Genomic DNA, 24,768 nt, shown 5'->3' with positions numbered 1-24,768 from the left:
GCTCGCGGCACCGCCAGCGGCTGGACGCTAGGGGCTGGGTTGCGCGGAGCGCAATTCCAGCCCCGCCGGCGTTTGAGGCGCGGGGTCCGGGGCGGAGCCCCGAAGGCCGGGCGCAGCCCAGGCCGGCTGGGTCATTCCAGCCCCGCCGGCGTTTGAGGCGCGGGGTCCGGGGCGGAGCCCCGAAAGCCGGGCGCAGCCCGGGCCGCTCGCGCGGCGGCGCCGCACGCGTCGACCGCGCCGGGGCCAAGGGGCGCAGCCCCGGGCCGAGGTCACAGCGGACCTTGTCCACAGCCTTCCGCACCCGCCAAGCGCAGCGGATAGGCTGGGCGGATGACGCGAGCCGAGCAGCCGGCGGTCGTGACCGCCCCGGCGAACCCCACCTACGACGAAGCCCTAGCCGCGGATTCCCGCGAGCGTGCGGTGCGCGCACTGCTGCGCACTCCCCGGCTGCGCCGGCTGTGGAGCGCCCAGCTGGTGAGCGGAATCGGCGACGCCCTCGCCCTCCTGGTGCTGGTCCTCCTGGCACTCCAGGCAGCGGCCTCCGAAGCGAGCTTCGGCGGCGGATACCGAGGCGCGGCCCTGGCCGTCGCCGCGGTCTTCGGCGTCCGGATCCTCGCCACCCTGATCTTCGGCGCGGTCCTCCTCGGCCCCCTCTCCGGGCTCCTCGCCCCCGGCGGCAAGCTGGACCGCCGCTGGACGATGATCGGAGCCGACGGGGTCCGCCTCGGGCTCTTCGTCGTCGCCCCGCTGTGGCTCGACTGGATCCCGGCCCACGCGCTCACCGCGCTGCTGGCCACCGTCTTCGTCTCCGGCGCCGCCGAGCGGCTGTGGACGCTCGCCAAGGAGAGCGCGGCGCCCGCCCTGCTGCCCGCGCCGCCGCCGGAGGGGGCGGCCGTGCGGCCGCTCCCGGACCACCTGGACGCGCTGCGGCGCCTGACGCTGCGTACGGCCTTCGCGGCGCTGCCCGTCGCCGCCGCCGCACTGCTCGCCGCGACCCTGGTCGGCAAGGCGCTCGGGCTCGGCGTGGACTGGTTCGCCGCGAACCAGGCCGCGCTCGGCTCGTACGTCGCCTCCGGCCTCTTCGCCGCTTCGGTCTCGCTGCTGCTCCCCCTCGTGCTGCCCGCCGCGGCGACCCCGCGGCCGAGGTCCCCGCTGGAGGGCCTGCGCGCCCCGAAGGCGGGCGACCGTCCGGACAAGGGCCGTACGGGTGCCATCCCGCTCCTCGTGCTGGCCTGCGCCGCGGTCGCCGCAGCGGTGTCCAGCGCCGTCGCCGTGTCCGTCCTGCACGCCTTCGACCTGGGCGGCGGCCCGGCCGCGTTCGCGCTGTTCGTCCTCGCGCTGGTCGGCGGCACCGCCGTCGGCATCCGCGCGAACCAGGCCGGCAAGGTGCTGCCCGGGCTGTCCCGGCGCCGCCAGCTGGCGCTGGCCATAGCGGTGGTCGGCGTCGCGCTGCTGCTGGCGGGCCTCGTCCCGGACACGGCGACCGTGCTGTTCCTGTCGCTGCTCGCCGGCGCCGCCGCGGGCGTCGCGGCCAACACCGGTCACACGCTGCTGGACCAGGAGACCGAGGAGCTGCGCCGGTCCCGGGTCACCGAGCACCTCCACGCGGCCGTACGGGTCGCCATCGCGCTCGGCGCCGTCATCGCCCCGGTCCTGGCCGCGGTGATCGGCCCGCACCGGCTGACCGGTGCCGAGATCGTCTTCGCGCACGGCGGCGCCGCCTTCACGCTGATGCTGGTCGGCGCCCTGCTGCTGCCGGTCGCCGTGGTGGTGCTGACGAAGGCCGACGACCGCAGCGGCGTCCCGCTGCGGCGTGACCTGCGCGAGGCCCTGCGCGGCGGGGAGCCCGTACAGGCCCCGTCCGCCACCGGCTTCTTCATCGCCCTGGAGGGCGGCGACGGAGCCGGCAAGTCCACCCAGGTCGAGGCACTGGCCGAGTGGATACGGGGCAAGGGCCACGAGGTCGTGGTGACGCGCGAGCCGGGGGCGACCCCGGTCGGCAAGCGGCTGCGCTCGATCCTGCTCGACGTGTCCTCCGCCGGACTCTCGAACCGCGCCGAGGCGCTGCTGTACGCCGCCGACCGCGCCGAACACGTGGACACGGTGGTGCGCCCGGCCCTGGAGCGCGGCGCCGTCGTCATCTCCGACCGCTACATCGACTCCTCGGTGGCCTACCAGGGCGCCGGCCGCGACCTGTCCCCGACGGAGATCGCCCGTATCTCGCGCTGGGCGACCGACGGGCTCGTTCCGCACCTCACCGTGCTGCTCGACGTGTCGCCGGAGGCGGCGCGGGAGCGGTTCACGGAGGCGCCCGACCGGCTGGAGTCGGAGCCGGCTGAGTTCCACCAGCGGGTGCGGTCCGGGTTCCTGACGCTCGCCGCGTCCGACCCCGGCCGCTATCTGGTGGTCGACGCCGGTCAGGATCCGCAGTCGGTGACCACCGTCGTACGGCACCGGCTGGACCGGATGCTTCCGCTCTCCGAGGCCGAAGTGGCCGCGCAGGCGGAGGCCCGTCGGCGCGCCGAGGAGGAGGCGCGGCGCAAGGCCGAGGAAGAGGCGGCGCGCAAGGCGGAGGAGGAGCGGCTGCGGGCCGAGGAGGAGGCCCGTAAGGCCCGCGAGGCCGAGGAAGCACGCATCAAGGCCGAGGCGGAGGCCGCCCGCAGGGCGCAGGAGGAGCGGCTGCGCGCCGAGGAGGAGGCCCGGGCCCGGGCCGAGGCCGAGCGGTTGCGCCGGGAGGCCGAGGAGAAGGCGCGCGCGGCGGAGCAGGAGCGGCTGCGCAAGCAGGCCGAGGAGGAGGCCCGGCTGCGGGCCGAGGCCGAGGAGCGGCGGCTGGAGAAGCAGCGGCGCGCCGAGGAGGCCCTGCTGAAGGCCGAGGAGGAGCGCCGGCTGGTCGAGGCGGCGACGGCGGAGGCGGCGGCGAAGGCCGCGGCCGCTGCTGCTGCGGCCGCCGCGGCGGCTCCCGTGGCGGAGCCCGCTCCGAAGGTGCCCATGACGAAGGAACCGCAGTACCCGCACCCGGACGACGCGGTGACGGTGGAGACCCCGCTGGTCAAGCGGGTCGTCCGGCCGGACGACGTCACCCAGACCGTGCCGGTGCCCAAGGCCGACCCGGCGGCCGGCCGGGACGGCGCTTCCGAGGCCGCCGCCGAGACCTCGGTGCTGCCGAGGGTCGGCCCGGCCGATGAGACGGCGGTGCTGCCGCCTGTGCGCCCGGACGGCCCGCAGACGGGCGGTCAGACCGGTTCACGCGGCAGCGGCAGCGGCAGCGGGAGCGGCAGTGGCCGTGGCACCGGCACCGGCAGCGGCGCCGGCCAGGCGCGGTCCGCCTCGCGGCCGACGGCCCGGCGCTCCGAGGAGAACCCGGCCGACCGGGTGCCGTCGGACATCTTCCGGGACTCGGGCAACGACGTCCGGGACTCGGGCAACGACCGCACGCGGGAGCTTCCCGTCCTCGGTGAGGACGGCCGCCCGCGCCGCGCCCGCCCGGACTGGGCCGAGGAGACCCCGCTGGACGATCTGCCGACGCTCGCGGACGAGCTGCTGGGTCGTCACCGGGACGACGAGGACGGCGACGACGCCGGACACGGCGAACGCGGACCGCGCCGCCGCCGCTGACCTCGGCGGGACCGGATTGTCAGTGGCGCCCGCCACAATGGGTGCACGGAGAGTGAAAGGTGGTGGGCGGGATGCCCGTATGGGACGACCTGGTGGGACAGGAGCGGGTCCAGACGCAGCTGGCCGCCGCCGCCCGCGACGCCGACGCGCTGGTCACGGCCATCACGGACGGGACCGCACCGCCCGCGGCGTCCAAGATGACCCATGCCTGGCTGTTCACCGGACCGCCCGGCTCCGGGCGGTCCACCGCCGCCCGGGCCTTCGCGGCCGCCCTGCAGTGCACGAGCCCCGACCGCGCCCTCGGCGGTGAGCCCGGCTGCGGCTTCTGCGACGGCTGCCACACCGCCCTGATCGGCACGCACTCCGACGTGCAGGTCGTCCGCACCGACCTCCTGTCCATCGGCGTCAAGGAGACCCGCGACCTGGTCCGCCGGGCGCAGCTCTCGCCGGCCGTGGGCCGCTGGCAGGTCATCGTCATGGAGGACGCCGACCGGCTCACCGAGGGCGCCGGCAACGTGCTCCTGAAGGCCGTGGAGGAGCCCGCTCCGCGGACGGTCTGGCTGCTCTGCTCGCCCTCGCTGGAGGACGTGCTGCCGACGATCCGCTCCCGCTGCCGGCACCTGACGCTGCGCACGCCGCCCGTCGACGCCGTCGCCGAGGTGCTCGTCCGGCGCGACGGCATCGAGCCCGCCGTCGCCGCGGCCGCCGCCCGGGCGACCCAGGGGCACATCGGCCGGGCCCGGCGGCTCGCGACCGACGAGTCCGCCCGCTCGCGCCGCGCCGCCGTCCTGAAGCTCCCGCTGCGCATCGACGACGTGGGCGGTTGCCTCAAGGCCGCGCAGGAGCTCGTCGACGCCGCCGCCGAGGACGCCAAGCAGGTCGCGGAGGAGGTCGACACCAAGGAGACCGAGGAGCTGCGGGCCGCGCTCGGGGCCGGATCGGGCGGGTCCGGTAGCCGGATGCCGCGCGGCACGGCGGGCGTGATGAAGGAGCTGGAGGACCGGCAGAAGCGCCGCCGTACGCGGACGCAGCGCGACACCCTCGACCTGGCGCTGACGGACCTCACCGGCTTCTACCGGGACGTGCTGGCGCTCCAGCTCGGCTCGTCGGTGGCCATCGCCAACGAGGAGATACGGGCGGACCTCGACCGGATCGCCCGGGCCTCGGGTCCCGAGCGGACCCTGCGCCGGATCGAGGCGATCATCGCCTGCCGGGACGCCCTCGACCGGAACGTGGCCCCGCTCCTCGCCGTCGAGGCGATGACGATGTCCCTGCGCGCGGGCTGACCCGCGAAGGGATGGCCTCGGCAAGGGCTGGCCTGGCGAGGGGCGCGGCCTCGCACGGGCCGCCCCGCCCCGACCGGGGGTCCATGCCCGGTTGACGGGTTCACCCGTACGGGCGGACCGGCCGCCGCACCGGGACGGGCCGCGTCCGTGTCCTGCCCGGCGCGGTCCACGGAAGGCGCGCGGCGGACCGGTGCGGGGAGCCGCCGGACCCGCGCCGACAGGCCGTACGCTCCGAGGATGGACACCAGTCGCCTGCTGCGTACCACCGGGACCGTGATCGCAGCCGCCGGGCTGCTGCTCTCCGGGTGCACCTCGGGCGGGCCGGGAGGACCCCGGGCCGCCGCGTCTTCCGCGGGAGGCTCCGGCACGCCGTCGCCGCAGCCGTCCCCCGACGAGGCCGCGCTGCGCCCGTACTACCAGCAGAAGCTGGCCTGGCGGGACTGCGGCGTCCCCGGTTTCCAGTGCGCGACCATGAAGGCCCCGCTGGACTACGCGAACCCCGGCTCCGGCCAGGACGTCGACATCGCGCTGGCGCGCCGGGTGGCCACGGGCCCCGGCAAGCGGCTCGGCTCGCTGGTGGTCAATCCCGGTGGCCCGGGAGGTTCCGGTATCGGCTACCTCCAGGCGTACGCGGGCATCGGCTATCCCGCGCCGGTCCGCGCCCGGTACGACATGGTCTCCTTCGACCCGCGCGGAGTGGACCGCAGCAGCCCCGTCGAGTGCCTGACCGGCCCGGCCATGGACGCGTACACGCAGGTGGACCAGACCCCGGACGACGCGGCGGAGCGGGCCGAGCTGGTGCGCGCCTTCAAGGAGTTCGCGGCGGGCTGCCAGAGCCGCTCGCAGCGGATCCTGCCGCACGTCTCCACCGTCGACGCCGCCCGGGACATGGACCTGCTCCGCGCGGTGCTGGGCGACAAGAAGCTGACGTACGTCGGTGCCTCGTACGGCACCTTCCTGGGGGCGACCTACGCGGATCTCTTCCCCCAGCGGGTCGGCCGGATGGTCCTGGACGGCGCGATGGACCCGGCGCGGTCCGCGGTGGACCTGAACCGGGACCAGACGGAGGGCTTCGAGACCGCCTTCACCGCCTTCGCCGAGGACTGCGCGAAGCAGCCCGACTGCCCGCTGGGCAAGGGCGGCCCCCGGGAGGTCGCGGCGCGCCTCAAGGAGTTCTTCCACAAGGTCGACGCGCAGCCCGTGCCCACGGGGGAGGCGGCCCGCCCGCTGGGCGAATCCCTCGCGACCACCGGGGTGATCGCGGCGCTGTACGACGAGAGCGCCTGGCCGCAGCTGCGCGAGGCGCTCACCGCCGCGATGAACGGCGACGGTTCCAGCCTGCTGAGCCTGGCCGACAGCTACTACGAGCGCGAGCCGGACGGCAAGTACGCCAACCTGATGTTCGCGAACGCCGCCGTGAACTGCCTCGACCAGCCCCCGGCCTTCACCGGCCCGGAAGCGGTCGAGGCCGCCCTGCCCTCCTTCGAGAAGGCCTCCCCGGTCTTCGGCGAGGGCCTGGCCTGGGCCTCGCTGAACTGCACGTACTGGCCGGTGAAGGCCACGGGCCAGGCGAAGCCGCTGAAGGCCGAGGGCGCCCCGCCCATCGTGGTCGTGGGCACCACCCGGGACCCGGCGACCCCGTACAAGTGGGCGCAGGCACTGGCGGCCCAGCTGGAGTCGGGCACCCTCCTCACCTACGACGGCGACGGCCACACGGCGTACGGGCGCGGCAGCGACTGCATCGACTCCTCGATCAACCGCTACCTCCTGGAGGGCAAGGCCCCCACGGACGGCAAGAAGTGCTGAGCCGCGGGCGCACGGCCGCAAGCCGGATATGCGCAGACTGCCCCCATAGGTGACGTGCGCCTCACCCGACCAGAACCCGGTTCAGGGCACCCCCTCACACCCTGTAGACTTAGCGCCGCTGCTGATGAGCGCCCCTCTCGAAGGGAATGCTTGTCTCCCAGCGGTGCCGCCTTAGCTCAGTTGGCCAGAGCAACGCACTCGTAATGCGTAGGTCTCGGGTTCGAATCCCGAAGGCGGCTCGGAATTACCCCAGGACTCACTCGCCGTGACCTGGGGTTTTTTCATGCCCGGGGCATACCGAGCCGCACGACGGGGAGGCCGTGGAAGTGCTTGCGTGAGCGATGCGTGAGCGGAGCGGCTGTCAGCCCTCGGCTCGATGCTGCCGCAGCTCGGCATCAAGCCCGGCAACGTCCGCATCGCCGACGGAACCCAGCGCAAGGGCCCGTCGACGCCGGGCAGTGCGCCGCGCCGGGCGGCGGCTCATCGAGTCCCGCCCAGCTGCGCCGAGCCGGAGGAAGCGGACAGGTGCGCCGTGCACGCGGCAACGCCTACCGCGGCTGATTCCACATGCCACCGTGTCGGCGCCCACATCGGAACGTCACCCCGAACGTGGTCCGAAGCTGAACCGCCATGAAGGAATTCCCCCTCTGTCCAAGACCGTTGGTGCATCCCCGCGCCGGTCGTATGACAGCACGCACCACCGACAGCATGTAAAAAATTGATCACCGTGAGTGATGGATTTTCGGTCAGAAGAACCCCGCACCCCATCAGTCGACCTGCGCGTTTTCGGCTCGACCTACCAGCTTCAGCCGTTTCGAGGCTTGGGGGAGAACGAGCGCTGCACGCAACTTCTATGCCGCCGGGGCCGAGCGCGTCGCCTCTCCCTCTCCTTCGATGACGCGAGCGATCTCCGGCCATGGAGCACGCAAGGCACCGAAGAGCGACCAGTAGTCGTAGGCGGCTCGAACCATGGCGCTGACGCCGAGGGGGGTGGCTTCGGGATCGATGGCGCCTATGACGCGCCGTGTGATTCCGCCGGCACCCCGAGCCGCTGGGGCGATCCCGTGGCCGAGCAGGAGCGTGGCGGTACGGATCGCATCCAGCGTCGATGGGGTCGCCATCTGCGCGAAGCGCCCAAAGATCAGGGGGTGCCAGCTCGCCCTGGTACGCGCCCAGACCAGGCGTTCCAGCCCAGTGCCGAGGTCAACGACCATCCGGTCCGGGTGATCCGTGTTCCACAGGAGGACGATGTCGCCGAGGGTGAGGTCCAGGTGGCGGAAGCGCAGTGTGATGCCTTCGACCTGCCGTCGGCACCACGGCGTGACCATTCCGTAGATGCTCAGGTGCCGTGCGTGGAAGCCGAGTTGGGAGAGGACAGTCAGCCAGCCGTCGAGGATGGTGCCGTACTCGTCGAGGCCGCCTACGGGTTGGACTCGGGAGACGTTGACGAAGGATGTCAGGAAGCCGTCCATCAACTGGCCTTCCGCGTCCCGTTGGCCGGTCAAGCGGACGACCGGCTGCGGGATGAATCCGCTTCTATACGTGCGGGGTTGGCCGTCCTTGAGGACCGGGTCCAGTGCCTGGATGGCGGAGATCGTCAGTTCGGTCTCCCTGCCCCACCGGAGTGGGAGGCAGGCGTCACGTGGGGCGCCGTCCCGCGCGAAGCCGGCTTCCAGAGAGTTGAGGATCGCCCTCCACGTGGGTGATCTGCGTGGCGGCCGGTAGGGGCTCCCCCGGTGCGGGTGAAGAATCTCGATGTGGGGGCCGTCGGCGGTGAACTCCCAGTGGGGGCCTAACGCGGCGCTCAATACGCCGGGTATCCGCTGGGCCAGGTCGTCTCCGACGGTGCCGGCCGCGCGGGTCAGCACGATCGGGCCGACATCGCCTGGAAGTGGCACGCCGGGTCGAAGCGCTGCATCCCGATCGCCTGGACACGCTGGTGATCGAGGCTTTCCGCCCGTTCGATCGCGTCGGCAAGCCTTCGTGCCGCCGTCTCATCCTCCTCCCTGGGGTCGACGACCGCGACCGCGCCCGTCTCTTCGCACAGGGCGGCGTGGGCGCAGGTTCCTTCGCGCCAGGTCAGGGCGGCCATAGGAGTGCCGGCGCGGAGGGACTCACCGAAGACCGCGGCGCCGGCTTCCACGTACGTGCGGGCGTACGTGTAGACGAAGACCGAGGCGTCGGCGATGGCTGCAGTCTTGGCAGGGCCGCCGAGTTCGCCGATCCACTTCACGTGGTCGGCGCTGAAGAGCCGTTCGTGGCGCCGCACGTACGCCTCGTCGAAGACGGGACCGACGATCCGAATGCGGCGACCGAGGATCTGGGCCGCCCGCACGGCGATGTGCGGTGCCTTCTCCTCGTCGATCCGGCCGAGCCAGACGAGATCGGTGCCCGCGGTGGCCGGCGGCTCCTCCTCGTCGAGGCCGAGATGGACGGCCAGCTCAGGGATCGGCCGGTGATCCGCGTACCGTTCGATCATCTCGGGCGAGTAGCAGTAGAGCCGCGAACGCTGGCCGTCGAAGGCGGTGGTGTTGTGCTGGAAGACGGGCGAGTGCTGGAAGGTGGCGACGTCGCAGTCCAGCTCGTTCCAGGTGCGTGTCCACGCCGGAAGCGACGGGTGCTCGTGGCCGACGACCAGGAGGTCGTAACCCGTGTCGCGCAGCTCGCGCTCGGCGAGCGATCCGGTGGAGATGTCCTCCAGGCGGACCGGCTTGCGGACCCAGTCGTGCTCCAGGTCCGTGAGCCAGCCCGGCCCGAGGAGGTGTACGTCGGCGCCTGCGGCACGGGCGCCTACGGCGACCGCCCACAGCCATCGTTCGATCCCGCCGTATCCGGCGGGTGGAAAGGCGTAGCTACCAGGGAAGTCGCAGACGCCGACGAGCACGTTATGCCTCCGGTGTTCCGTCCGCCGAGATACGGCGGAAGCCGAGATACGGGAAGAGTGATTTGGGCAGGACGATCGAGCCGTCCTGCTGCTGGCACTGCTCAAGGAGCGCGGCCAGGGTGCGGCCGACGGGCAGACCGGAGCCGTTGAGGGTGGCGACAAGCTTGGGCTTGCCGTCCTCGCCGCGGGTCCGGATGTTCGCCCGGCGAGCCTGGAAGGGTCCGAAGTTGGAGACCGAGGAGATCTCGCGGTACGTGTTCTGGCTCGGGATCCAGACCTCGAGGTCGTACGTGAGCTGGGCGGAGAAGCCCGTGTCGCCGGCGGGCAGCTTGATGACCCGGTAGGCGAGGCCGAGCTCCTTGAGGCACGCCTCGGCGTGGCCGACCATCTCCTCCAGCTCGGCGTCCGCCGTCTCCGGGTCGACGATCTTGACCATCTCGACCTTGGCGAACTGGTGCTGGCGGATCAGACCGCGGGTGTCCCGGCCGTACGAGCCAGCCTCCGAGCGGAAGCACGGGGTGTGCGCGGTCATGGCCAGCGGCAGCTCGGCGGGCGGAATGATCTCGTCCGCGTAGAGGTTGGTCAGCGGAACCTCGGCCGTCGGGATGAGGAAGAGCTCGCGGTCGGCGACGCCGGTCTTGAACAGGTCCTCCTCGAACTTCGGGAGCTGGCCGGTGCCGGTCATGGTCTTGCGGGTGACCAGGTAGGGGACCGCGTATTCGGTGTACCCGTGGCGGCGAGTGTGGATGTCGAGGAAGAGCGTGGCCAGCGCCCGCTCCAGGGCGGCGCCAGCGCCGCGCGAGACCGCGAAGCGCGGCCCCGACAGCTTCGTCGCCCTGCCGAAGTCGAGGATGCCGGTGGCCTCGCCGAGGTCGACGTGGTCCTTCGGCTCGAACGCGAAGGCGGGGGGAGTACCGACGCGCCGGATCTCGACCGCGAACTCCTCGGAGTTGCCGTCGGGGGCCGAGTCGTCCGGCAGGTTCGGGATGCTCAGGAGCAGGTCGCGCAGCTGGGCCTCGATCTCCTCCTGGCCGGCCTCGATGTCGCGGACCTGGTCCTTGATCTCGCGTGCGCGCTCCTTCAGCTTGCTGATGTCGCCGCCCTGCTTGGCCGTCTGCTGGACCTCGCTCGCCACCCGCTTGGACTCTGCCCGCAGCTCGTCGGCCGAGCGGATGTTCTGGTTGCGACGAGACTGGAGGGACTCCAGCTCGGACAGGTCCAGGGAGTAACCGCGACGAGCGAGCCGACGAACCGCTTCGGCACCCATTTCAATCAGGGCGCGGGCATCATGCATGGGGAAGATCCTTCTGATCCGGCGAGTGGTGGGATACGGGATCGACGGTAGCAACCGCGGCCCCTTCGTCGATCCGCATTACCTCCCTGTCACCGGAGCCGACGGCGCGATCAAGAACACCAGTTTCAAGATCGTTTATCAGGGCTCCGATGAATCCCGGCAGCTCGTCATCGGGGATGGCGACGGGCTCGATGTACGGGGCTTCCGGGAAGAACAGAGGCATGGCCCCACCAGGAGTCCGCTCGCGGTGCCACAGAAGCACGGAGACCAGCAGGCCGTGGGCCACCAGGACGCGGGGGCCGGGGTGCTCCAGGGCCGCGAGCACCCCGGTGAGCATCCTGCTGATGCCCTCGCGCTGTGACTCGCTGCCGCCGGGCGGCCGCTCGTGGGCGCCGTGCCCGTCGAGCCAGACGGCGTACTCCAGGAACGGGCTTCCCTCGAATTCCCCGTAGTCGAGTTCGTTCAGCCGAGGATCGGTGATCAGTTCCGGCCCGGGGACTCCCATCAGGAGGTTGGCGGTCTGCTGAGCGCGGGGGAATTCGCTGGCCAGCCACGTCTTCACGCTGTGGAGAGGGACGCTGCTCCATCCCCTGTTCAGCGATCGGCGGCCTTCCTCGCTCAGGCGGATGGGCTTGGTCGGATCGCCGTTGACGAGATAGCGCCGGCTGTAGTTCGTCTGTCCGTGACGGAGGACGTAGGTCGTCATGATTGGTTCCTTGGGGTCGGCGCCGACAGCCACGCGAGGACGTCGGCCATCCTTGGCGCGCGCGGATCACCGGTGTCGAGGTAGAAGAGCAGGCCGTCCAGGGCCAGGGCCCTGCACCATGGCGCCAGGACGGGCACGGGGATGCGAGAGATCCGGGCGGCTGTGGCCAAGCGAGCGTCCGTGCCGCGCCCGAGGTCGTAGTACACGGTCCAGAAGGCCCAGTCGAAGGCTGCGTCGCCCACCATCGGGAGCGGGTCGATCAGGCGCGGGTGGCCCAGCCAGTCGAAGAGGACGTTCTCTCGGTAGAGATCCGCGTGCAGGACCGTGGACCGAGCGGAGTCCTCCTCCAAGGTCACGAGGGCCGGCAGGGCCGCATCAACGTGCTCCTGCCACGGGCCGACGTCGACCGATTCCAGTCGGCGCCGCACCCGGGGGCGTACCTCCCGGTGGAGGTACGTGGTCAGGAAAGGAAGGTCCCGAGGCCGGCGCCGACGGCGGCCGAAGGTGTGGAGGCCCTGGAGCGCGGCGGCCACGGTCGGAAGCTCGGGAGGCGGTTGCTCACCGCCACCGGGGCTCCCTCCGATCATTTCCAGAGCCGCCATGGCCAGGTCGTCTGCCGCCTCGACGACGCCCGCCGTCGGCCCGCCCGCCCACAGGCGTAACGCAGTGACCTCGTTGCGGAACCGGGTCGGATCGGCCCACGCCTTGAGAAGGAGCGGGCGCCCGTCGAAGGTTCCGGCTGTGACCACCACCGAGGCGTGTCCGGCGTCGTGGTAAGCCCCTAGCGTGAGCTTCCAGCGCTCCGCCGCGCGTTCCATCAAGGTGGGCACGGCGTCGAGCCAGCCGGAGACTCCCGGGCCGTAGTGCGTGACCAGCCGCCGCTGGCATTCCTCGGAGACCTCGCCGAGCGTCCGCTTCTTCATCAGCTCAGCACGATCCCGTCGGAGACCAGCTCGTCCGTGAGGAAGGGGAAGCCCTCCAAGGATTCGGCGACGAGCGCCTGGACCTTGTCAGTCTCGACCTCCGGGGAGGACAGCCGGACCAGGATTCGCCACGGCTGGTCGAGGCGCTGGCCGGTGGTGCTGACGAGGTGCACCTCCGCGTGCCCGTCGGTGGCCTCGTGCAGCCGCTGGGCCAGGCGCTGGGCGGCGATGTTGTAGAGCTTGCCCACGTGGTAGACGGGGTTCTTGCCGTTGGCGCCCTCCAGGTTCATCGGCCGCAGGGGCGTGATGAGGCCGTTGACGCGGTTGCCGCGGCCGACGACTCCCTCGTCGCCGGACTCGATCGAGCTGCCCGTGTAGGTGAGGTACAGCTCGTCCTTCTCCGGCACGTCGCGCGCGTTGAGCCGGAAGCGCGTCTCGGCTCCGGGCAGACGGAGGCCGGCCAGCCGGTGGCACTCGGCGAGGACGCTCTCGGTGTTCCGCACGTACTCCGCGCGGCTGGCGACGAGCCGCGACTTCTGCGGGACGCAGAGGACGACGTCCGCCTGCTCGCCGTCCCAGTAGCCCATGAGCTTCACGTCCGATCCGCACCAGGCATGGGAGAGGGTGAAGGCGCTCTCCCCGGAGAATTGGTCCACCAGCTCGCGGACGAACGACTCGAAGGGGTTCTCCGGTGCCCAGCCGGTTCCGAGGGAGGTGTCGTTCGACAGCCGGACGCGGCGCTCACGCAGGTCGTCGATGGAACGGGGGTTGAACCAGCGGGTGCGTTCCGGCACCGCGTCACCGGTGAGGACCGCTCCGGGGCTGGAGTTGCTGGTGATGTTGAAGGTGATGTTGAGGTGCTCCGACACCTCCGGGAGCCGCTCGGCGAAGAATGCCCCGACCTCGGCCTCGACGATCTCCTCGACGGGGATCTTCTCGCTCCCGCACATGGGCGCGGCCCGCCCGTTGACCAGGACGCGCACAGGGGCTGTCATGCGGCCGGCGCCGTAGCGGACCTCGCTGGCACCGCCGAGGAGGGTGAGCTTGTCGAAGTTGTGGTGCAGCACCGCGCCGAAGCGCTTGACGGTGTAGCGGCTGTACGCGCGGGACAGCCGCTCGGCGAGGTGGTCGGCCAGGGTGTCCGGGTGACCGAGCCCCTTCCGCTCGACGATGGTGGTCGCACCGGGCTTGGCGGCGCCCGTCTCAATGGACAGGTAGCCACCCTCGGTCGTGATGGTTTCGCGCATGACAAACTCCGATCTCTCGGCCTGAGGAAGACGGGTGGGACGGATGAACGTCCTTGGTCAAATCCGTTTGCCACGGGCTGAGTTGCTCGCATCGCCCTGCGGCGTTCTCGGTCTGCTGCGACAGTAGCCAGGGCACCCCAGGGCACCCCGGAAAATCCTTCCGGGGTCCACTTCGGCCACGAGGTGACGATCAGGACATGCGCGGGATGACACAGAACCTGACCATCGGGGAGCGCGTCGCCTGGTACCGGCGTCGGCGCGGCCTCTCCCAAGAGGTCCTGGCCGGCCTTGTCGGCCGTACGACGGACTGGCTGAGCAAGGCGGAGAACAACAGGATCGAGCTTGATCGCCTTTCGGTGATCACCTCACTCGCCGACGCGCTCGACATCTCCCTCGGAGACCTGCTCGCCGAGCCGACCCTCATGGAGTGGTCGGCCGACAGCGGGCGCCGGACCGTCCCTGCGCTGCGTGAAACACTCATGGACTACAAGCAGCTCACCCCTTTACTGAGCCTCGCAGCCGAGGATGAGCCACCTGCCCTGCAGGACCTTCGAGGCAACGTGCGCGATGTGCTCGATGCCTACCAGGCATCCCGGTACGGCTTTGCCACCCGACGTCTCCCCCTTGTCCTGGCCGATGCCCTCGCCGCGTCCCGCGCCTACTCGGGGCACGAGGCAGAGGAAGCCCACGCGCTGCTCGCTCTCGCCTACCACGGGGCGGCCATGGTGCTGGGCAAGCTGGGAGAGCCCGAGCTGGCATGGATCGCCGCGGACCGTGGCCTGGCAGCAGCGCAGTCCAGCGGCCGCAGCGAGGTTACGGGATCGCTCTTCCGAGCAGTCACGCACTGCCTCCTGGCCACCGGGCGCTTCACAGCCGCGGTCCAGCTGGTGAACGACGCGGCAGCCGTCATGCAGCCGGAGTTGGGCGACGCCAATCACGAGTACCTCTCGGTGTACGGCACGCTGTTCCTCGCCGGCGCGATGGCTGCTGCGCGGGCCGATGACCGGGCGACCACGCACACCTTCCTCCGCGAAGCCGACGAGGCCGCACAAAGACTCGGCACCGATGCCAATCACATGTGGACGGCCTTCGGGCCGACCAACGTGGCCATCCACTGCGTGGCCACCGCCGGCGAACTCGGCGACATCCAGATCGCCGCAGATCTGGGCTCACGAATCGACACGACCGCCCTGCCGGTGGAGCGGCGCGTACGACACAGCCTCGAAGTCGCCAGGGCGCTGAGCTCCTGGAACCGCACCGACGAAGCCCTGGCCGTCCTGCTGGAAGCCGAACAGGCAGCGCCCGAGCAGGTGCGCCACCACTACCTGAGCCGGGAACTGGTCATCGGCTGGATACGTGGCACCAGGGGCCGGCCTTCCCATCCCGTGGCAGACCTGGCCCGCAGACTGGGCGTCGTCGCCGGCAGCTAGAGTCCGAACCGTGAGCGAGAACGAGCACGAAGCGAAGATGGCCCGCCCCCGCATGGCTGCCGGCGCTCTCTTCTTCGACGAATCCGATCGGGTCCTCCTCGTCGAGCCGTCCTACAAGGACTATCGCGACATCCCAGGGGGCTACGTCGAAGAAGGGGAGTCACCGCGGCAAGCTTGTGTACGCGAGGTCCAGGAGGAGCTCGGCATCGCACCGCACATCGGTCGCTTGCTAGTCGTCGACTGGGCACCGAACCCCGGAGAGGGAGACAAGGTGCTCTACCTCTTCGACGGCGGCCGCCTGAGCGCAGACGACCGCCGCCAGATCACCCTGCAAGCAGACGAGCTTCGCAGTTACGACTTCCACGACGCTGACCAGGTGCCGGACCTCACCATCCCCCGCCTGGTGCGCCGAATCGCGGCAGGCATCGAGGCCCGAGTGAACGGCCTGACTGCCTACCTGGAGCACGGGGAGCCGCCAGAAGCAGGCTCCTGACCGCATTCGTGCTCCGGAGACCCTTGCCGCCCACCAGAGAGCGGCAGCCGCATGCACCCCGATAGCGTGGTCAAATCGGCGGAGCATCGGTCCCGGAGGCCGTGCTCCCAGCGTTCGAGAGGGTCTTCACTACAGAGCGCGAGTGTCCCTTCACGGCCGCTGGCCGCGCCCCAACGCACTCACGGAGGTCCTCGGTGATCAGCGTAGTAGCCGGCAGGAGACGACCCCGCTCCTGCCGGACAGGCCCTGACGGCACTACGGGAGCTCTAGGGGCGCACTGCGACAAGGCCGACGTGGGACGCGCAACACAGCAACGTCGGACTCTCCGCTTTAACGATGCAGCGCCCATGGCGCCACGCCCAGAGCCCGTGAGTGGCTAGCGAATTCGATTCGTTTTAGGGTGAAATGACCCGCCTGGAAGCAGGGGTGATGTCAGTGCCATAGGGAAGAATCTCTTGCGGGGAGGGAGACTGATGACTGACGAGCAAAATGCCTCTGACCAGCGCATTCCTGCTCCGGGTGGCTGTCGCTGGTGCGGGATAGAAGCGCGGGAGCATGCGCAGCGGTGGAAGCCGCCCGTGGGGTGGCATAAGTGGGAGCCTCCGACGTTGGAGCAGCGGAAGGAGCGCATGCTCGCGCGGCGGAAGCGCAAGACTGGCGAGGCTAGGGCGGTGTTACGCGCACTTAGCCTGCGGCCAGCTTTCTGACCTCGCTAAAGATCTCTCGCAGCTGTGCAGGCACCTGATCCGGGCTGGTCAGCGTAGTCACGAGCTCGAACATCATGTCGGGCTTTCCGCTGGGTCCATTGAGGCTTCCCTGGCGAAGCATGTTCAGCACTTCCTTGCTGAACTTCTGACCGGGACGTTGAGCTGCGAAGTCGCTCGCTGTCCAGGGCTCGTTCTTCGGCCAGAGCTCATTCGCGGCTGTGGCCCACAGGTCGTCCGAGAACAGTTCCTCCAACTCGTTGAATGAGTCCGGTTCGCCGACGAAGCGGACCACATCGTCAACGGCATTGCCGAAGAACTGTTGGAGACGAGCCGCCTTGAAGAGTCCCTTCGGCAAGCTGCGGCTGTCAGCATCCACCATGAGCATTACCGAGCGCTCGTGCTCGACCAGATAGCGGGCCAGATGCAGTGCCCCCTCGTTGTTGAAACACGCCCATAGAGCTACGCCGGCCGACTGCAGGGACTGCCCCTCGGACAGCCCGAACAACATGGGAATCACCCGTTGCTCGGTCTCGCCTTCCACGGCCAAGAAGCAGCGCTCATGCAGGAGTACGGAGTTACGCAAGCCCACGGCTGCTGCGATACGACCCAGATGGCCGTCAATCTCGTCGTGGGCGTCAGTCCCCAGCCGCTCTATCAGCGTTCGCCCGTTTTCCAACCGCAGGTGGACGACATCGGCGATGTCGACGCCGTCGATCAGATTCATAGAGTGGGTGGCCACGATGACGTTGACATGAGGCAGGGCACTCTGGTCCCTGATCAGCTGCATGATCTTGCGCTGGTGGCCGTAGTCGAGGTGTGTATCCGGCTCGTCGTAGATCACGATTGTTTGCACTGGCGGTGGGGCGTCCTCGGCAGAGTTCGGCTCGGCCGCGAGGTCCACGTCGCCGAGCTCCTCTTGCGCGAGTAGCTGGCTGTTCCACTCCCAGATCGCAAGAGAGATGCGGCGACCGCTACCTAGACCAGAGCGGTTGAGGCCGACGGCTTCACCCTTGGTGCGCGCGATGCGCAGCGGAGTGCCCCGGAGGTTATGGGTGAAGGAGACTTCGGGCTCGACGTACACCTCAGCCAAGTCATCACAGCGGCTCTGAATGTGCTCGCACAGGGACTTGGCGTCGTTCTGGAGTCGATCCTTGATGCCGTCTTCGATCGCCTGCAGACTTCCGTGCAGCGTGGGGTCGGCCATGTGGGCCTGAAAGCGCCCCATCAGTGCCGTCTTGACGGCGCCATCGGGATCAGCCGTCTTCCCATCGAATGGCATAAGCCGCGGCAGCCTGCGCTCCATACCCTTCGGAGCGGGCAACCACGCCGCCGTCGAGGCGTGCGCCATGCCGTACTTGCGCAACGCCGGCTCGATGTCGCCGCGCTTGATGGAGGTCAGGTCGGGTAGGACCTCCTTGGCCAGTGTTCTGACCTCGGCAAGGGACAGCTTGGAGGTGTCGCGCAGTCGATCATCGTCTGCGAGTGGCGCCCAGCATTCCAGGAGGGGGGACTCGTCAGCAGCAGAACGTCTCCGTACACGCAGCTGCGAGGGAAGGCCGAACTCTTCCTGCTCCCAAGCGTCGAGAGTAAACAGCCCTTCCACCCAGGTAGTCGAGCACCGCGACAGGGATGTCATGTCCTCCGCATCAGCGGAAGGAGCAAGCGCATACGTGCGGTCGTCCTCGGCCAGCTGTTCGTCCCCCACGAGGAAGGCGAGAGCAGCGAGCACAGCGCTCTTACCGCCGTCGTTCTGCCCGGCGAGGATGGTCGGTGTGCTCACGGGGATGTCGCGTACATCCGCCAGGGACCGGAATCCACACACGGTGAAGCTGTGCATGTGCACCGTTCTCAGCCGCTCCGTTCCCTTGCACCGAGAGTCAGCCACAAGCTGCCTCAGCGTCCCACCACAGCCATTGCTGGGACGAGGATCTCCCAGGCGCATCATCCTATGTCGTGCGGAGATGGCTCGTTGAAGTTGTGCGCGGATCTGACTGGAACAGACCGATCCAGACAGGCGCGCGTCCAGCGAAGCGACCCTTTGGGATCCGCGCACACAAGTTCCTGCTCAGCCCTCGACATGGAACCTCACCGCCGAGAGCCGCAGCGAGGGGTTGTGCGCACGGCGCAGTCAGGGTGTCAGGCCGTTCGGTCCGCGGAAGAGGAAGGCCGCCTCGCGGATGGAGCCCAGGCCGAGCATGACCATCAGGATCCGCTCACCGTGGACCTCGGCCACCTTGGCGCTGGCGTGAGCGAGCATCCGCTCCTCGGAGGCCATCACGCCCTCGACGCCGTCGATCCACGACAGCTCCACGGCCACACCGGGTGAACTCGGTCGCGTGCCGGGAGGTGAACGACGGCTCGGCACGGAAGACCGGACCGATCTCGAAGGCATGGTCGATGCCGGCGGCTACCGCCATCTGCTTGTAGAACTATGGCGACTGCGCCAGGTACGCCGACCGATCGAAGTACTCGAGCTTGGCAGCCCCTCCTCCAGGATCGTCTGTACGGCGAACACCAACTGCGCGGTCTCCTGCTTGCGGACGTCCAGGAACCGCCAGTCCAGTCGGTGCTCAGGCTCGGTGTGCTCGTCGATCGGCAGCGGCGTCTCCGCCAGGTCCAGCACCTCGACCGACTCGGGCGCGGCCTCCAGACCGCCGAGCTTGACTTGGGGCGCATCCGACACGCCCAGTGATCCGCACCGCGGACTCCGGAGTGACCGACTCGAGCATGGCCACCAGCGGGCCGCCGTCGCGCTTGTGGGTCGCCTGGACCATGTCGGAGTGGTCGCGCAGGATCTGCAGCCGGAGTGCGTTCACCCAGCCGGACACGGAGACGGTCAGGCCGATGTGGCCGCGTAGGTCAGAGGCCAGAAAAGCGGCTCATGTTGTGGATCACCGCAGGGGCGTCGTCATGATCCCTCCGGGGTGCGGACGAGGAGGGAGGGTCTTCACCTCGGGCGCGAGTCCGCCTTCCCAGCTACCGGCGGCTCTCTCTGCTTGCGTGATCTTTGGCTACTCGTCTCCGTCTACGCGTTGGGCACGAGGATAGGGATCACGCAAATCCCCCGCAACGGAATCACGGCGCTGGCCTGCGCCATCGCCTCGCCCCTGGTTGGCGTGATCTTCGAAACCGGCTCGGGATGTAACCCGCTCCCCGTGGCTCGCCACGATCGCCAGCCCCTCGTGATATCCACAGGCGCATAGGACCGGAGCCACTGCTGGCTAGGCTGTGTCTATGGCAACAGGAGCACCAGCAGCGGTAACGGATCTTGTGATCCGCACGGAAGCGCGCAGGCAGGAATCATCCTCGGCGTTGGACGCTAAGCAGCGTGCGAAGCTCGGTCAGTACTTCACCCCTGCCCCCGCTGCGGACTTCATCGCCTCCCTCGCCAGGTTGGAGGCGTCTGAGACGATCCGCGTCCTGGATCCAGGTGCTGGTGCCGGCTCCCTCACAGCATCCCTTGTGATGCGGATCCTGCGCGAGCAACCGCGGTCGCACATCTCGGTCACGGCATGCGAGGTGGATCCGCAGCTGCATGCAACTCTGGCTGCCACGCTCGCCGACTGCGTCAGCACGGCGGAGGCAGTAGGCGGTTCCGTCGAGGTGAACCTCGTACTTGGCGACTTCATCGCGTGGGCGACCGAGGACGAAGGCTTGTTCACCGAGACGCGAGAGCGTTTCGACCTGGTGATCATGAATCCGCCCTACAAGAAACTGGCTGCAAACTCCCGAGAGCGCAGGGCGGTCACGGAGAAATGCACCGAGACGTCGAATCTTTACTCGGCCTTCATGGCGCTTGGTGTCCATCTGCTGGCGCCCGGCGGCCAGTTGGTGGCGATCACGCCTCGGAGCTTTGCTAATGGACCCTACTTCCGTCCGTTCCGGAAGTATTTTCTGGATCGAATGCACATTGACCATGTGCATGTATTCGAAGCTCGCAATAAGGTCTTCGCCGACACTGATGTGCTGCAAGAGAACGTCATCTTCTCAGCAACGCGAACCGATGCAAGTGACCGTGGCCCGGTAACGGTTTCGACCAGCAAGAGCTACTCGAGCGAGGTTCGAAGCCGCAGTGTTCGTTATGCAGAAATGGTCCACCCGGAGGATCGAGAATTCTTCATTCACATCAGCGCTGACGAAGAGGACACGCAGCTTGCGCAGGCCCATGCCAGCCTGCCAGCCGCCCTTGCTGACCTTCGCTGTCAGGTCTCTACTGGGCGTGTGGTCGACTTTCGCAGTAAGGAGCACCTCCGGCCAGATCCCGTCCCTGGGTCTGTTCCTTTGATCTATCCCTTGCATATGCGCGAGGGTGGGATTTCATGGCCCGTCCCGGGTGCGAAGAAGAACAATGCCATCATGCTTAACGGGGAAACCGAGAAGATGATGTTCCCCCGCGGATATTACGTCGTAGTGAAGCGCCTCTCCTCCAAGGAGGAGAAGCGTCGCGTGGTGGCTGCCGTGTTCGATCCGAGCCAGGTTCCTTGCGACAGGATTGGATTCGAGAATCATGTGAACGTCTTCCACGAGGGTGGCGAAGGCTTGCCTGAAGACGTTGCTAGGGGCCTTTGTTTGTGGCTGAATTCAACGCTGCTGGACCGGTTTATTCGACGGTTCAGCGGCCACACCCAGGTAAATGCTACAGACCTGCGAAACCTTCGCTATCCGAGCCGAAAGCAGCTCTCCGAAATGGGGCGAGGCTGGGATAGTGGTGTCTGGCTGGGGCAGGAAAAAATCGACGAAGTCGTAGAGCGGAATATCGAGAAAGCGGAGACTGGAAGCTAAATGACTGAGCAGACCGTCATTGAATTCGATGGAGGCGCGCGTGAAAATAGGCTTACGGAGGCTCGTAGACTTCTCCAGCTTCTTGGTTTCGACTCGGAGCGCTCCAATGAGCGCTCGGCCTATGTACTACTAGCCCTTCTGGAACTCGGCCCTGATCAGGACTGGACGCAAGCTGAAAGGTCCATGCTTCGGACTGTGCAGATCATGCAGTGGTTGCGCGACTTCTATGAGAAGGATTACGCTGCAAACAGCCGCGAGACGATCCGCCGGTTCACGCTGCACCAGTTCGTCGATGCTGGCCTCGTTGTGCAGAATCCCGATCAGCCGGACCGGCCGGTGAACTCGCCGAAGTGGTGCTACCAGATAGAGCCCGCTGCCTATGGCCTCATTACATCGTTCGGGCAGGAGGGGTTCGATGAGCGGCTTGCTGAGTACCTTGCAGAGCGCCCTGGTCTTCAAGCGTTGTACGCGCGGGAGCGGGAGATGAACAGGATCCCGGTCCAGCTTCCTGGGGGAAAGAAGATTGACCTCAGCCCCGGCGGTCAGAACACCTTGATCGTGCAGATCATAAACGAGTTCTGCGAGCGGTACACGCCTAATGGTGAGGTGCTCTATGTCGGTGATGCCGACAACAAATGGGCGATCTTCGAAGAGGATTCACTCGCGGAGCTTGGTGTCGAGGTCGATTCGCACGGAAAAATGCCGGACGTTGTTGTCTTTCTTCGGGATCGGAACTGGCTCGTCCTGATTGAAGCGGCGTCCTCCCATGGTCCGGTGGATGCCAAAAGGCACAGAGAGCTCAGCGAACTCTTCCGAGGTTCATCGGCTGGCCTCGTCTTCATCTCGGCACTGCCGTCGCGCGCTGAACTGCGTAAGTACCTGAAGGAAATTGCTTGGGAGACGGATGTCTGGTGCGCGGACAACCCCACGCACCTGATTCACTTTAACGGTGAGCGCTTCTTGGGTCCGTACAGCTAGGATTGACGCAAAGAAAGGGGCCGTTCCGTAAAATTACGGAACGGCCCCTTTGCGTTTAATTCGGCGACGACCTACTCTCCCACGAGGTCCCCCTCGCAGTACCATCGGCGCTGGCAAGCTTAGCTTCCGGGTTCGAAATGTTACCGGGCGTTTCCTCGCCGCTATGGTCACCGAAAATCTGGTGAGCGCTTCCTAGCGTAGAAGCGCTTTCGTTTGATGAGTATACAGGCGGATAGCGGCTGCTGTGCACCTCGCTTGCGCTGCCGCGAAGGCCGACAGGGCTGGCCAGGAGGGGGGCGACGGCGTTCCGGCCAGCCGATGGGGCTGGTCGCCCCTGGCTCCCGGAAGTCCCCGAAGTTGCAGGTGATCGCCTGGCGGTCGTGGTCCGTGTGTCGGCAAATGGGTGAGAACCGGCCAAGTGTGCCGCTTGGTAGCGAAGTTATCTAGCCACTCGGCCTGCGCTATGCGTACAGGTGGCTACGCTGCGTGCCTCCCGAGATCTTGTGACGCGGGCGGATCTGAGCCCGAAGGAGGACGCTTGAACACGCATCTGCGCTTTGCGCCGGAGATCCTGATCCGCCTGGGGGAGGAGCTGATCCCGCACCCCGACCTCGGGGTGATCGAACTCGTCCGTAACGCCTATGACGCGGATGCGACGAAGGCCATCGTTCAGCTCCACAATGCGACGCAAGCCGGCGGCACCCTTGTGGTTGAGGATGACGGCGACGGCATGACGGCCGAGGACATCCGCGAGGGTTTCCTCCTCATCGGGAGGTCGCAGAAGTCCAGTGCAACGGACAGCAGCCCCAAGCGGCGTCGCATCGGCGAGAAGGGGCTGGGTCGCCTGGCGGCACTGCGCCTTGGGCGTCGGGTGGAGCTGCTGTCCCGCCCGCGTAGCGAGCCCGGCGTGGAGCACAGGCTCGTCATCGACTGGTCTGACTACGATTCGGTTGGCTCGGTCGAAGAGGTCGAGCTCGCGGTTGTCACCCAGGCGACATCGAAGAAGCCCGGCACTTCACTGACTGTGCATCAGCTGCGGCAGGGCTTCGACAAGGAGCAGATGGATCGGCTTGCTCGTGCCATGCGCTTGCTCACCGGGTTCTTCAATGACGAGGACACAGGTTTCACCGCGACGCTCATCGCGCCCCAGTTCGATCGGGTCTCGGACGCGGTCAATCGAAGCTTCTTCGACGAGTATGAATACAAACTCGAAGCTAATCTCGACGAAGAGGGGTACGCGAGTACCGTCCTCTACGACTGGAAAGGCCGCGCAATTACCCGAGGGGAGCATGTCGATATTGCGCCGGATAGCCGCGAGGGGCGACTCCAGCCCCCACTGAGGTACCAGGCGCCGGCGGCGTCCTTCGAGCTGTGGATGTTCCTGCTGGACAAGCGCTCGTTCGAACTTCGGGGCTCGAAGAACCAGTTTGCTGCTCTGCGTCCGTGGCTCAAGGTTGTCGGTGGCGTTCACCTCTTCCATCGAGGGCTGCGTGTGCATCCCTATGGGGATCCCGGCTTCGATTGGCTAGACCTGAACCTCTTGCGGGCTCGTAACCCGCAACTTCGGCCCTCCACCAACAACAGCATCGGGCGTGTATCGGTCGATGACCCTGATGGCCTTCTCATGCCGAAGACAGACCGGATGGGCTTCCAGGAGAACGCCGCATTCATTGAACTCCGTGATTTCGCCCGAGGTGCCACGGAGTGGGCAGCAAGGGAGCGAAAGAGGATCCGAGACGGTGAGAAGCTGGGGATTCCTTCGCCCGCTCAGCGCCCTTCGCCGGCCCAGCCCCCTGCGCTTGCCCCTATCACTGACCGCCCAGAGGCAGCCAGGAGCTCTTCGGACGACCGTAGGGCTTGGGACGCGGCACCGCAGCCGGAGCTGTTGACGCTGGTGCCGAGTCTGCCTACGCAGCGCGAAGAGGCACCCTTGCCAGCGACGCGACCGGAGCACCTCTTGTACCGGTCCCTCGCCACTGCCGGGATCCTTGCTTCCGCGTTTGGGCGTGAGACAGCAGATGGAAGCGATGCCAGCGAAGTAGGTCGCGGGGTGATCGACCTTGTGGGAATGGCTACGCGAGCGGCCCGGTCAGATGGCTTCCGCGTTGACATCGTCGACCTGAATGAAGTGGTCAGCCGTGCTTTGGGCACGGTGCGCCCCCAGCTGGAGCGACGCGGCATCTCCATCAACGAGCAGTACTGGGACGAGCCGGTCCGTGTCGCGGCCGCGGTGTCGGACCTGGAGGCGATCGTCTTCAATCTGGCGGCCAATGCCATGAGCTCATTCGCACGTGCCGGCGAACTGTTGGGAGACCGAGCCGTGCAGGTCCGGACTCGGGTTGAGGAGGGCCGCGCGGCTCTCGACTTCTCCGATTCAGGTCCGGGGATTGTCGACGTCGACGTCGCACACATGTGGCGTCCTGGTGTAACTGGGGCGGGGGCTGAGAGCGTCGGACTCGGCCTGACCGTCATCCGTGACGCCGTTGCTGACATGTGTGGCAGGAGTTCGGTGGTTGAGGATGGGGATCTCGCGGCGGACGCGTACGGGGAGCTGGGGGGCGCGTCGTTCCGTATCCGCCTTCCTCTGCGCATCGCCGGCGAGTAGCCCGGCTTTCTC

Annotated in this window: 15 protein-coding genes, 1 tRNA gene, 1 rRNA gene and 1 pseudogene; 9 read left to right on the top strand and 9 right to left on the bottom strand. The window is 68.2% G+C overall.

Features of this window, described 5'->3' with window-relative positions; all coding sequences use genetic code 11:
• Positions 1-330 precede the first annotated feature (330 nt).
• From tmk to ACF059_RS18955, 4 genes are all read left to right on the top strand, one after another.
• Positions 331-3,615 carry a dTMP kinase gene (gene tmk / locus ACF059_RS18970; RefSeq protein WP_392058401.1) on the top strand — a complete coding sequence of 1,095 codons (3,285 nt, stop codon included), beginning with the start codon at positions 331-333 and terminating at the stop codon, positions 3,613-3,615.
• A gap of 71 nt (positions 3,616-3,686) precedes the next feature.
• Complete coding sequence (locus tag ACF059_RS18965) at positions 3,687-4,901, top strand: DNA polymerase III subunit delta' (RefSeq protein ID WP_392058398.1); 1,215 nt, start codon at positions 3,687-3,689, stop codon at positions 4,899-4,901.
• 237 nt (positions 4,902-5,138) lie between these two features.
• Positions 5,139-6,707 carry an alpha/beta hydrolase gene (locus tag ACF059_RS18960; RefSeq protein ID WP_392058395.1) on the top strand — a complete coding sequence of 523 codons (1,569 nt, stop codon included), beginning with the start codon at positions 5,139-5,141 and terminating at the stop codon, positions 6,705-6,707.
• A 165-nt stretch (positions 6,708-6,872) separates the two neighbouring features.
• Positions 6,873-6,946, top strand: a tRNA-Thr gene (locus ACF059_RS18955).
• A gap of 612 nt (positions 6,947-7,558) precedes the next feature.
• On the opposite strand, the gene ACF059_RS18950 is transcribed toward ACF059_RS18955, so the two are convergent.
• From ACF059_RS18950 to ACF059_RS18925, 6 genes are read right to left on the bottom strand one after another with little or no spacing between them, the layout of a single operon-like run.
• Complete coding sequence (locus ACF059_RS18950) at positions 7,559-8,575, bottom strand: hypothetical protein (RefSeq protein WP_392058392.1); 1,017 nt, start codon at positions 8,573-8,575, stop codon at positions 7,559-7,561.
• Positions 8,569-9,591, bottom strand: coding sequence for a glycosyltransferase (locus ACF059_RS18945; RefSeq protein WP_392058389.1), 1,023 nt, complete (start codon positions 9,589-9,591; stop codon positions 8,569-8,571). The genes ACF059_RS18950 and ACF059_RS18945 overlap by 7 nt, the downstream gene beginning before the upstream one ends.
• Before the next feature lies 1 nt (position 9,592).
• Entirely contained in the window at positions 9,593-10,885 is a 1,293-nt protein-coding gene (gene serS, locus ACF059_RS18940; RefSeq protein WP_392058386.1) for a serine--tRNA ligase, read from the bottom strand.
• The gene (locus ACF059_RS18935) at positions 10,878-11,591 is read right to left on the bottom strand and encodes a histidine phosphatase family protein (RefSeq protein ID WP_392058383.1); all 714 of its coding nucleotides are present in this window, start codon (positions 11,589-11,591) and stop codon (positions 10,878-10,880) included. The genes serS and ACF059_RS18935 overlap by 8 nt, the downstream gene beginning before the upstream one ends.
• Entirely contained in the window at positions 11,588-12,514 is a 927-nt protein-coding gene (locus ACF059_RS18930) for an aminoglycoside phosphotransferase family protein (protein WP_392058381.1), read from the bottom strand. Before ACF059_RS18930 ends, ACF059_RS18935 begins: the two co-directional genes overlap by 4 nt.
• Entirely contained in the window at positions 12,514-13,761 is a 1,248-nt protein-coding gene (locus ACF059_RS18925; protein WP_392058380.1) for a methionine adenosyltransferase, read from the bottom strand. Before ACF059_RS18925 ends, ACF059_RS18930 begins: the two co-directional genes overlap by 1 nt.
• A gap of 206 nt (positions 13,762-13,967) precedes the next feature.
• Here ACF059_RS18925 and ACF059_RS18920 point away from each other — a divergent pair, with 206 nt between their 5' ends.
• Entirely contained in the window at positions 13,968-15,191 is a 1,224-nt protein-coding gene (locus tag ACF059_RS18920) for a helix-turn-helix domain-containing protein (RefSeq protein ID WP_392058377.1), read from the top strand.
• Positions 15,192-15,201: 10 nt separating this feature from the next.
• Entirely contained in the window at positions 15,202-15,684 is a 483-nt protein-coding gene (locus ACF059_RS18915) for an NUDIX domain-containing protein (RefSeq protein ID WP_392058374.1), read from the top strand.
• A 684-nt stretch (positions 15,685-16,368) separates the two neighbouring features.
• Here the strand turns inward: ACF059_RS18915 and ACF059_RS18910 are convergent.
• A complete protein-coding gene (locus ACF059_RS18910) occupies positions 16,369-18,228 on the bottom strand; it encodes an AAA family ATPase (RefSeq protein ID WP_392058371.1) in 1,860 nt (619 codons plus the stop codon).
• Positions 18,229-18,597: 369 nt separating this feature from the next.
• A pseudogene (locus ACF059_RS18905) lies at positions 18,598-19,274 on the bottom strand (amino acid--tRNA ligase-related protein); the annotation flags it as partial.
• Between the two features lie 351 nt (positions 19,275-19,625).
• Here ACF059_RS18905 and ACF059_RS18900 point away from each other — a divergent pair.
• Both ACF059_RS18900 and ACF059_RS18895 read left to right on the top strand, forming a co-directional pair.
• Positions 19,626-21,173, top strand: coding sequence for an Eco57I restriction-modification methylase domain-containing protein (locus ACF059_RS18900; protein WP_392058368.1), 1,548 nt, complete (start codon positions 19,626-19,628; stop codon positions 21,171-21,173).
• Positions 21,174-22,151 carry a BsuBI/PstI family type II restriction endonuclease gene (locus tag ACF059_RS18895; protein ID WP_392058365.1) on the top strand — a complete coding sequence of 326 codons (978 nt, stop codon included), beginning with the start codon at positions 21,174-21,176 and terminating at the stop codon, positions 22,149-22,151.
• Positions 22,152-22,209: 58 nt separating this feature from the next.
• Here ACF059_RS18895 and rrf read toward each other — a convergent pair.
• Positions 22,210-22,326, bottom strand: a 5S ribosomal RNA gene (rrf, locus tag ACF059_RS18890).
• Between the two features lie 363 nt (positions 22,327-22,689).
• Between rrf and ACF059_RS18885 the strand changes: the two genes are divergently transcribed.
• Entirely contained in the window at positions 22,690-24,756 is a 2,067-nt protein-coding gene (locus tag ACF059_RS18885; protein ID WP_392058362.1) for an ATP-binding protein, read from the top strand.
• The last annotated feature ends 12 nt before the right edge of the window (positions 24,757-24,768 follow it).

This window comes from Streptomyces sp. NPDC016562 (assembly GCF_043076955.1).
Classification (GTDB): domain Bacteria; phylum Actinomycetota; class Actinomycetes; order Streptomycetales; family Streptomycetaceae; genus Streptomyces.
The sequence above is the reverse complement of the archived record's forward strand: the minus strand, read 5'-3'. Positions and strand labels throughout refer to the sequence as shown.

Excerpts from the sequence above, each read along its gene's own strand:
- tmk (WP_392058401.1), top strand. The coding sequence starts at position 331 with ATGACGCGAGCCGAGCAGCCGGCGGTCGTGACCGCCCCGGCGAACCCC.
- ACF059_RS18965 (WP_392058398.1), top strand. The coding sequence starts at position 3,687 with ATGCCCGTATGGGACGACCTGGTGGGACAGGAGCGGGTCCAGACGCAG.
- ACF059_RS18960 (WP_392058395.1), top strand. The coding sequence starts at position 5,139 with ATGGACACCAGTCGCCTGCTGCGTACCACCGGGACCGTGATCGCAGCC.
- serS (WP_392058386.1), bottom strand. The coding sequence starts at position 10,885 with ATGCATGATGCCCGCGCCCTGATTGAAATGGGTGCCGAAGCGGTTCGT.
- ACF059_RS18935 (WP_392058383.1), bottom strand. The coding sequence starts at position 11,591 with ATGACGACCTACGTCCTCCGTCACGGACAGACGAACTACAGCCGGCGC.
- ACF059_RS18930 (WP_392058381.1), bottom strand. The coding sequence starts at position 12,514 with ATGAAGAAGCGGACGCTCGGCGAGGTCTCCGAGGAATGCCAGCGGCGG.
- ACF059_RS18925 (WP_392058380.1), bottom strand. The coding sequence starts at position 13,761 with ATGCGCGAAACCATCACGACCGAGGGTGGCTACCTGTCCATTGAGACG.
- ACF059_RS18920 (WP_392058377.1), top strand. The coding sequence starts at position 13,968 with ATGACACAGAACCTGACCATCGGGGAGCGCGTCGCCTGGTACCGGCGT.
- ACF059_RS18910 (WP_392058371.1), bottom strand. The coding sequence starts at position 18,228 with ATGCACAGCTTCACCGTGTGTGGATTCCGGTCCCTGGCGGATGTACGC.
- ACF059_RS18900 (WP_392058368.1), top strand. The coding sequence starts at position 19,626 with ATGGCAACAGGAGCACCAGCAGCGGTAACGGATCTTGTGATCCGCACG.
- ACF059_RS18895 (WP_392058365.1), top strand. The coding sequence starts at position 21,174 with ATGACTGAGCAGACCGTCATTGAATTCGATGGAGGCGCGCGTGAAAAT.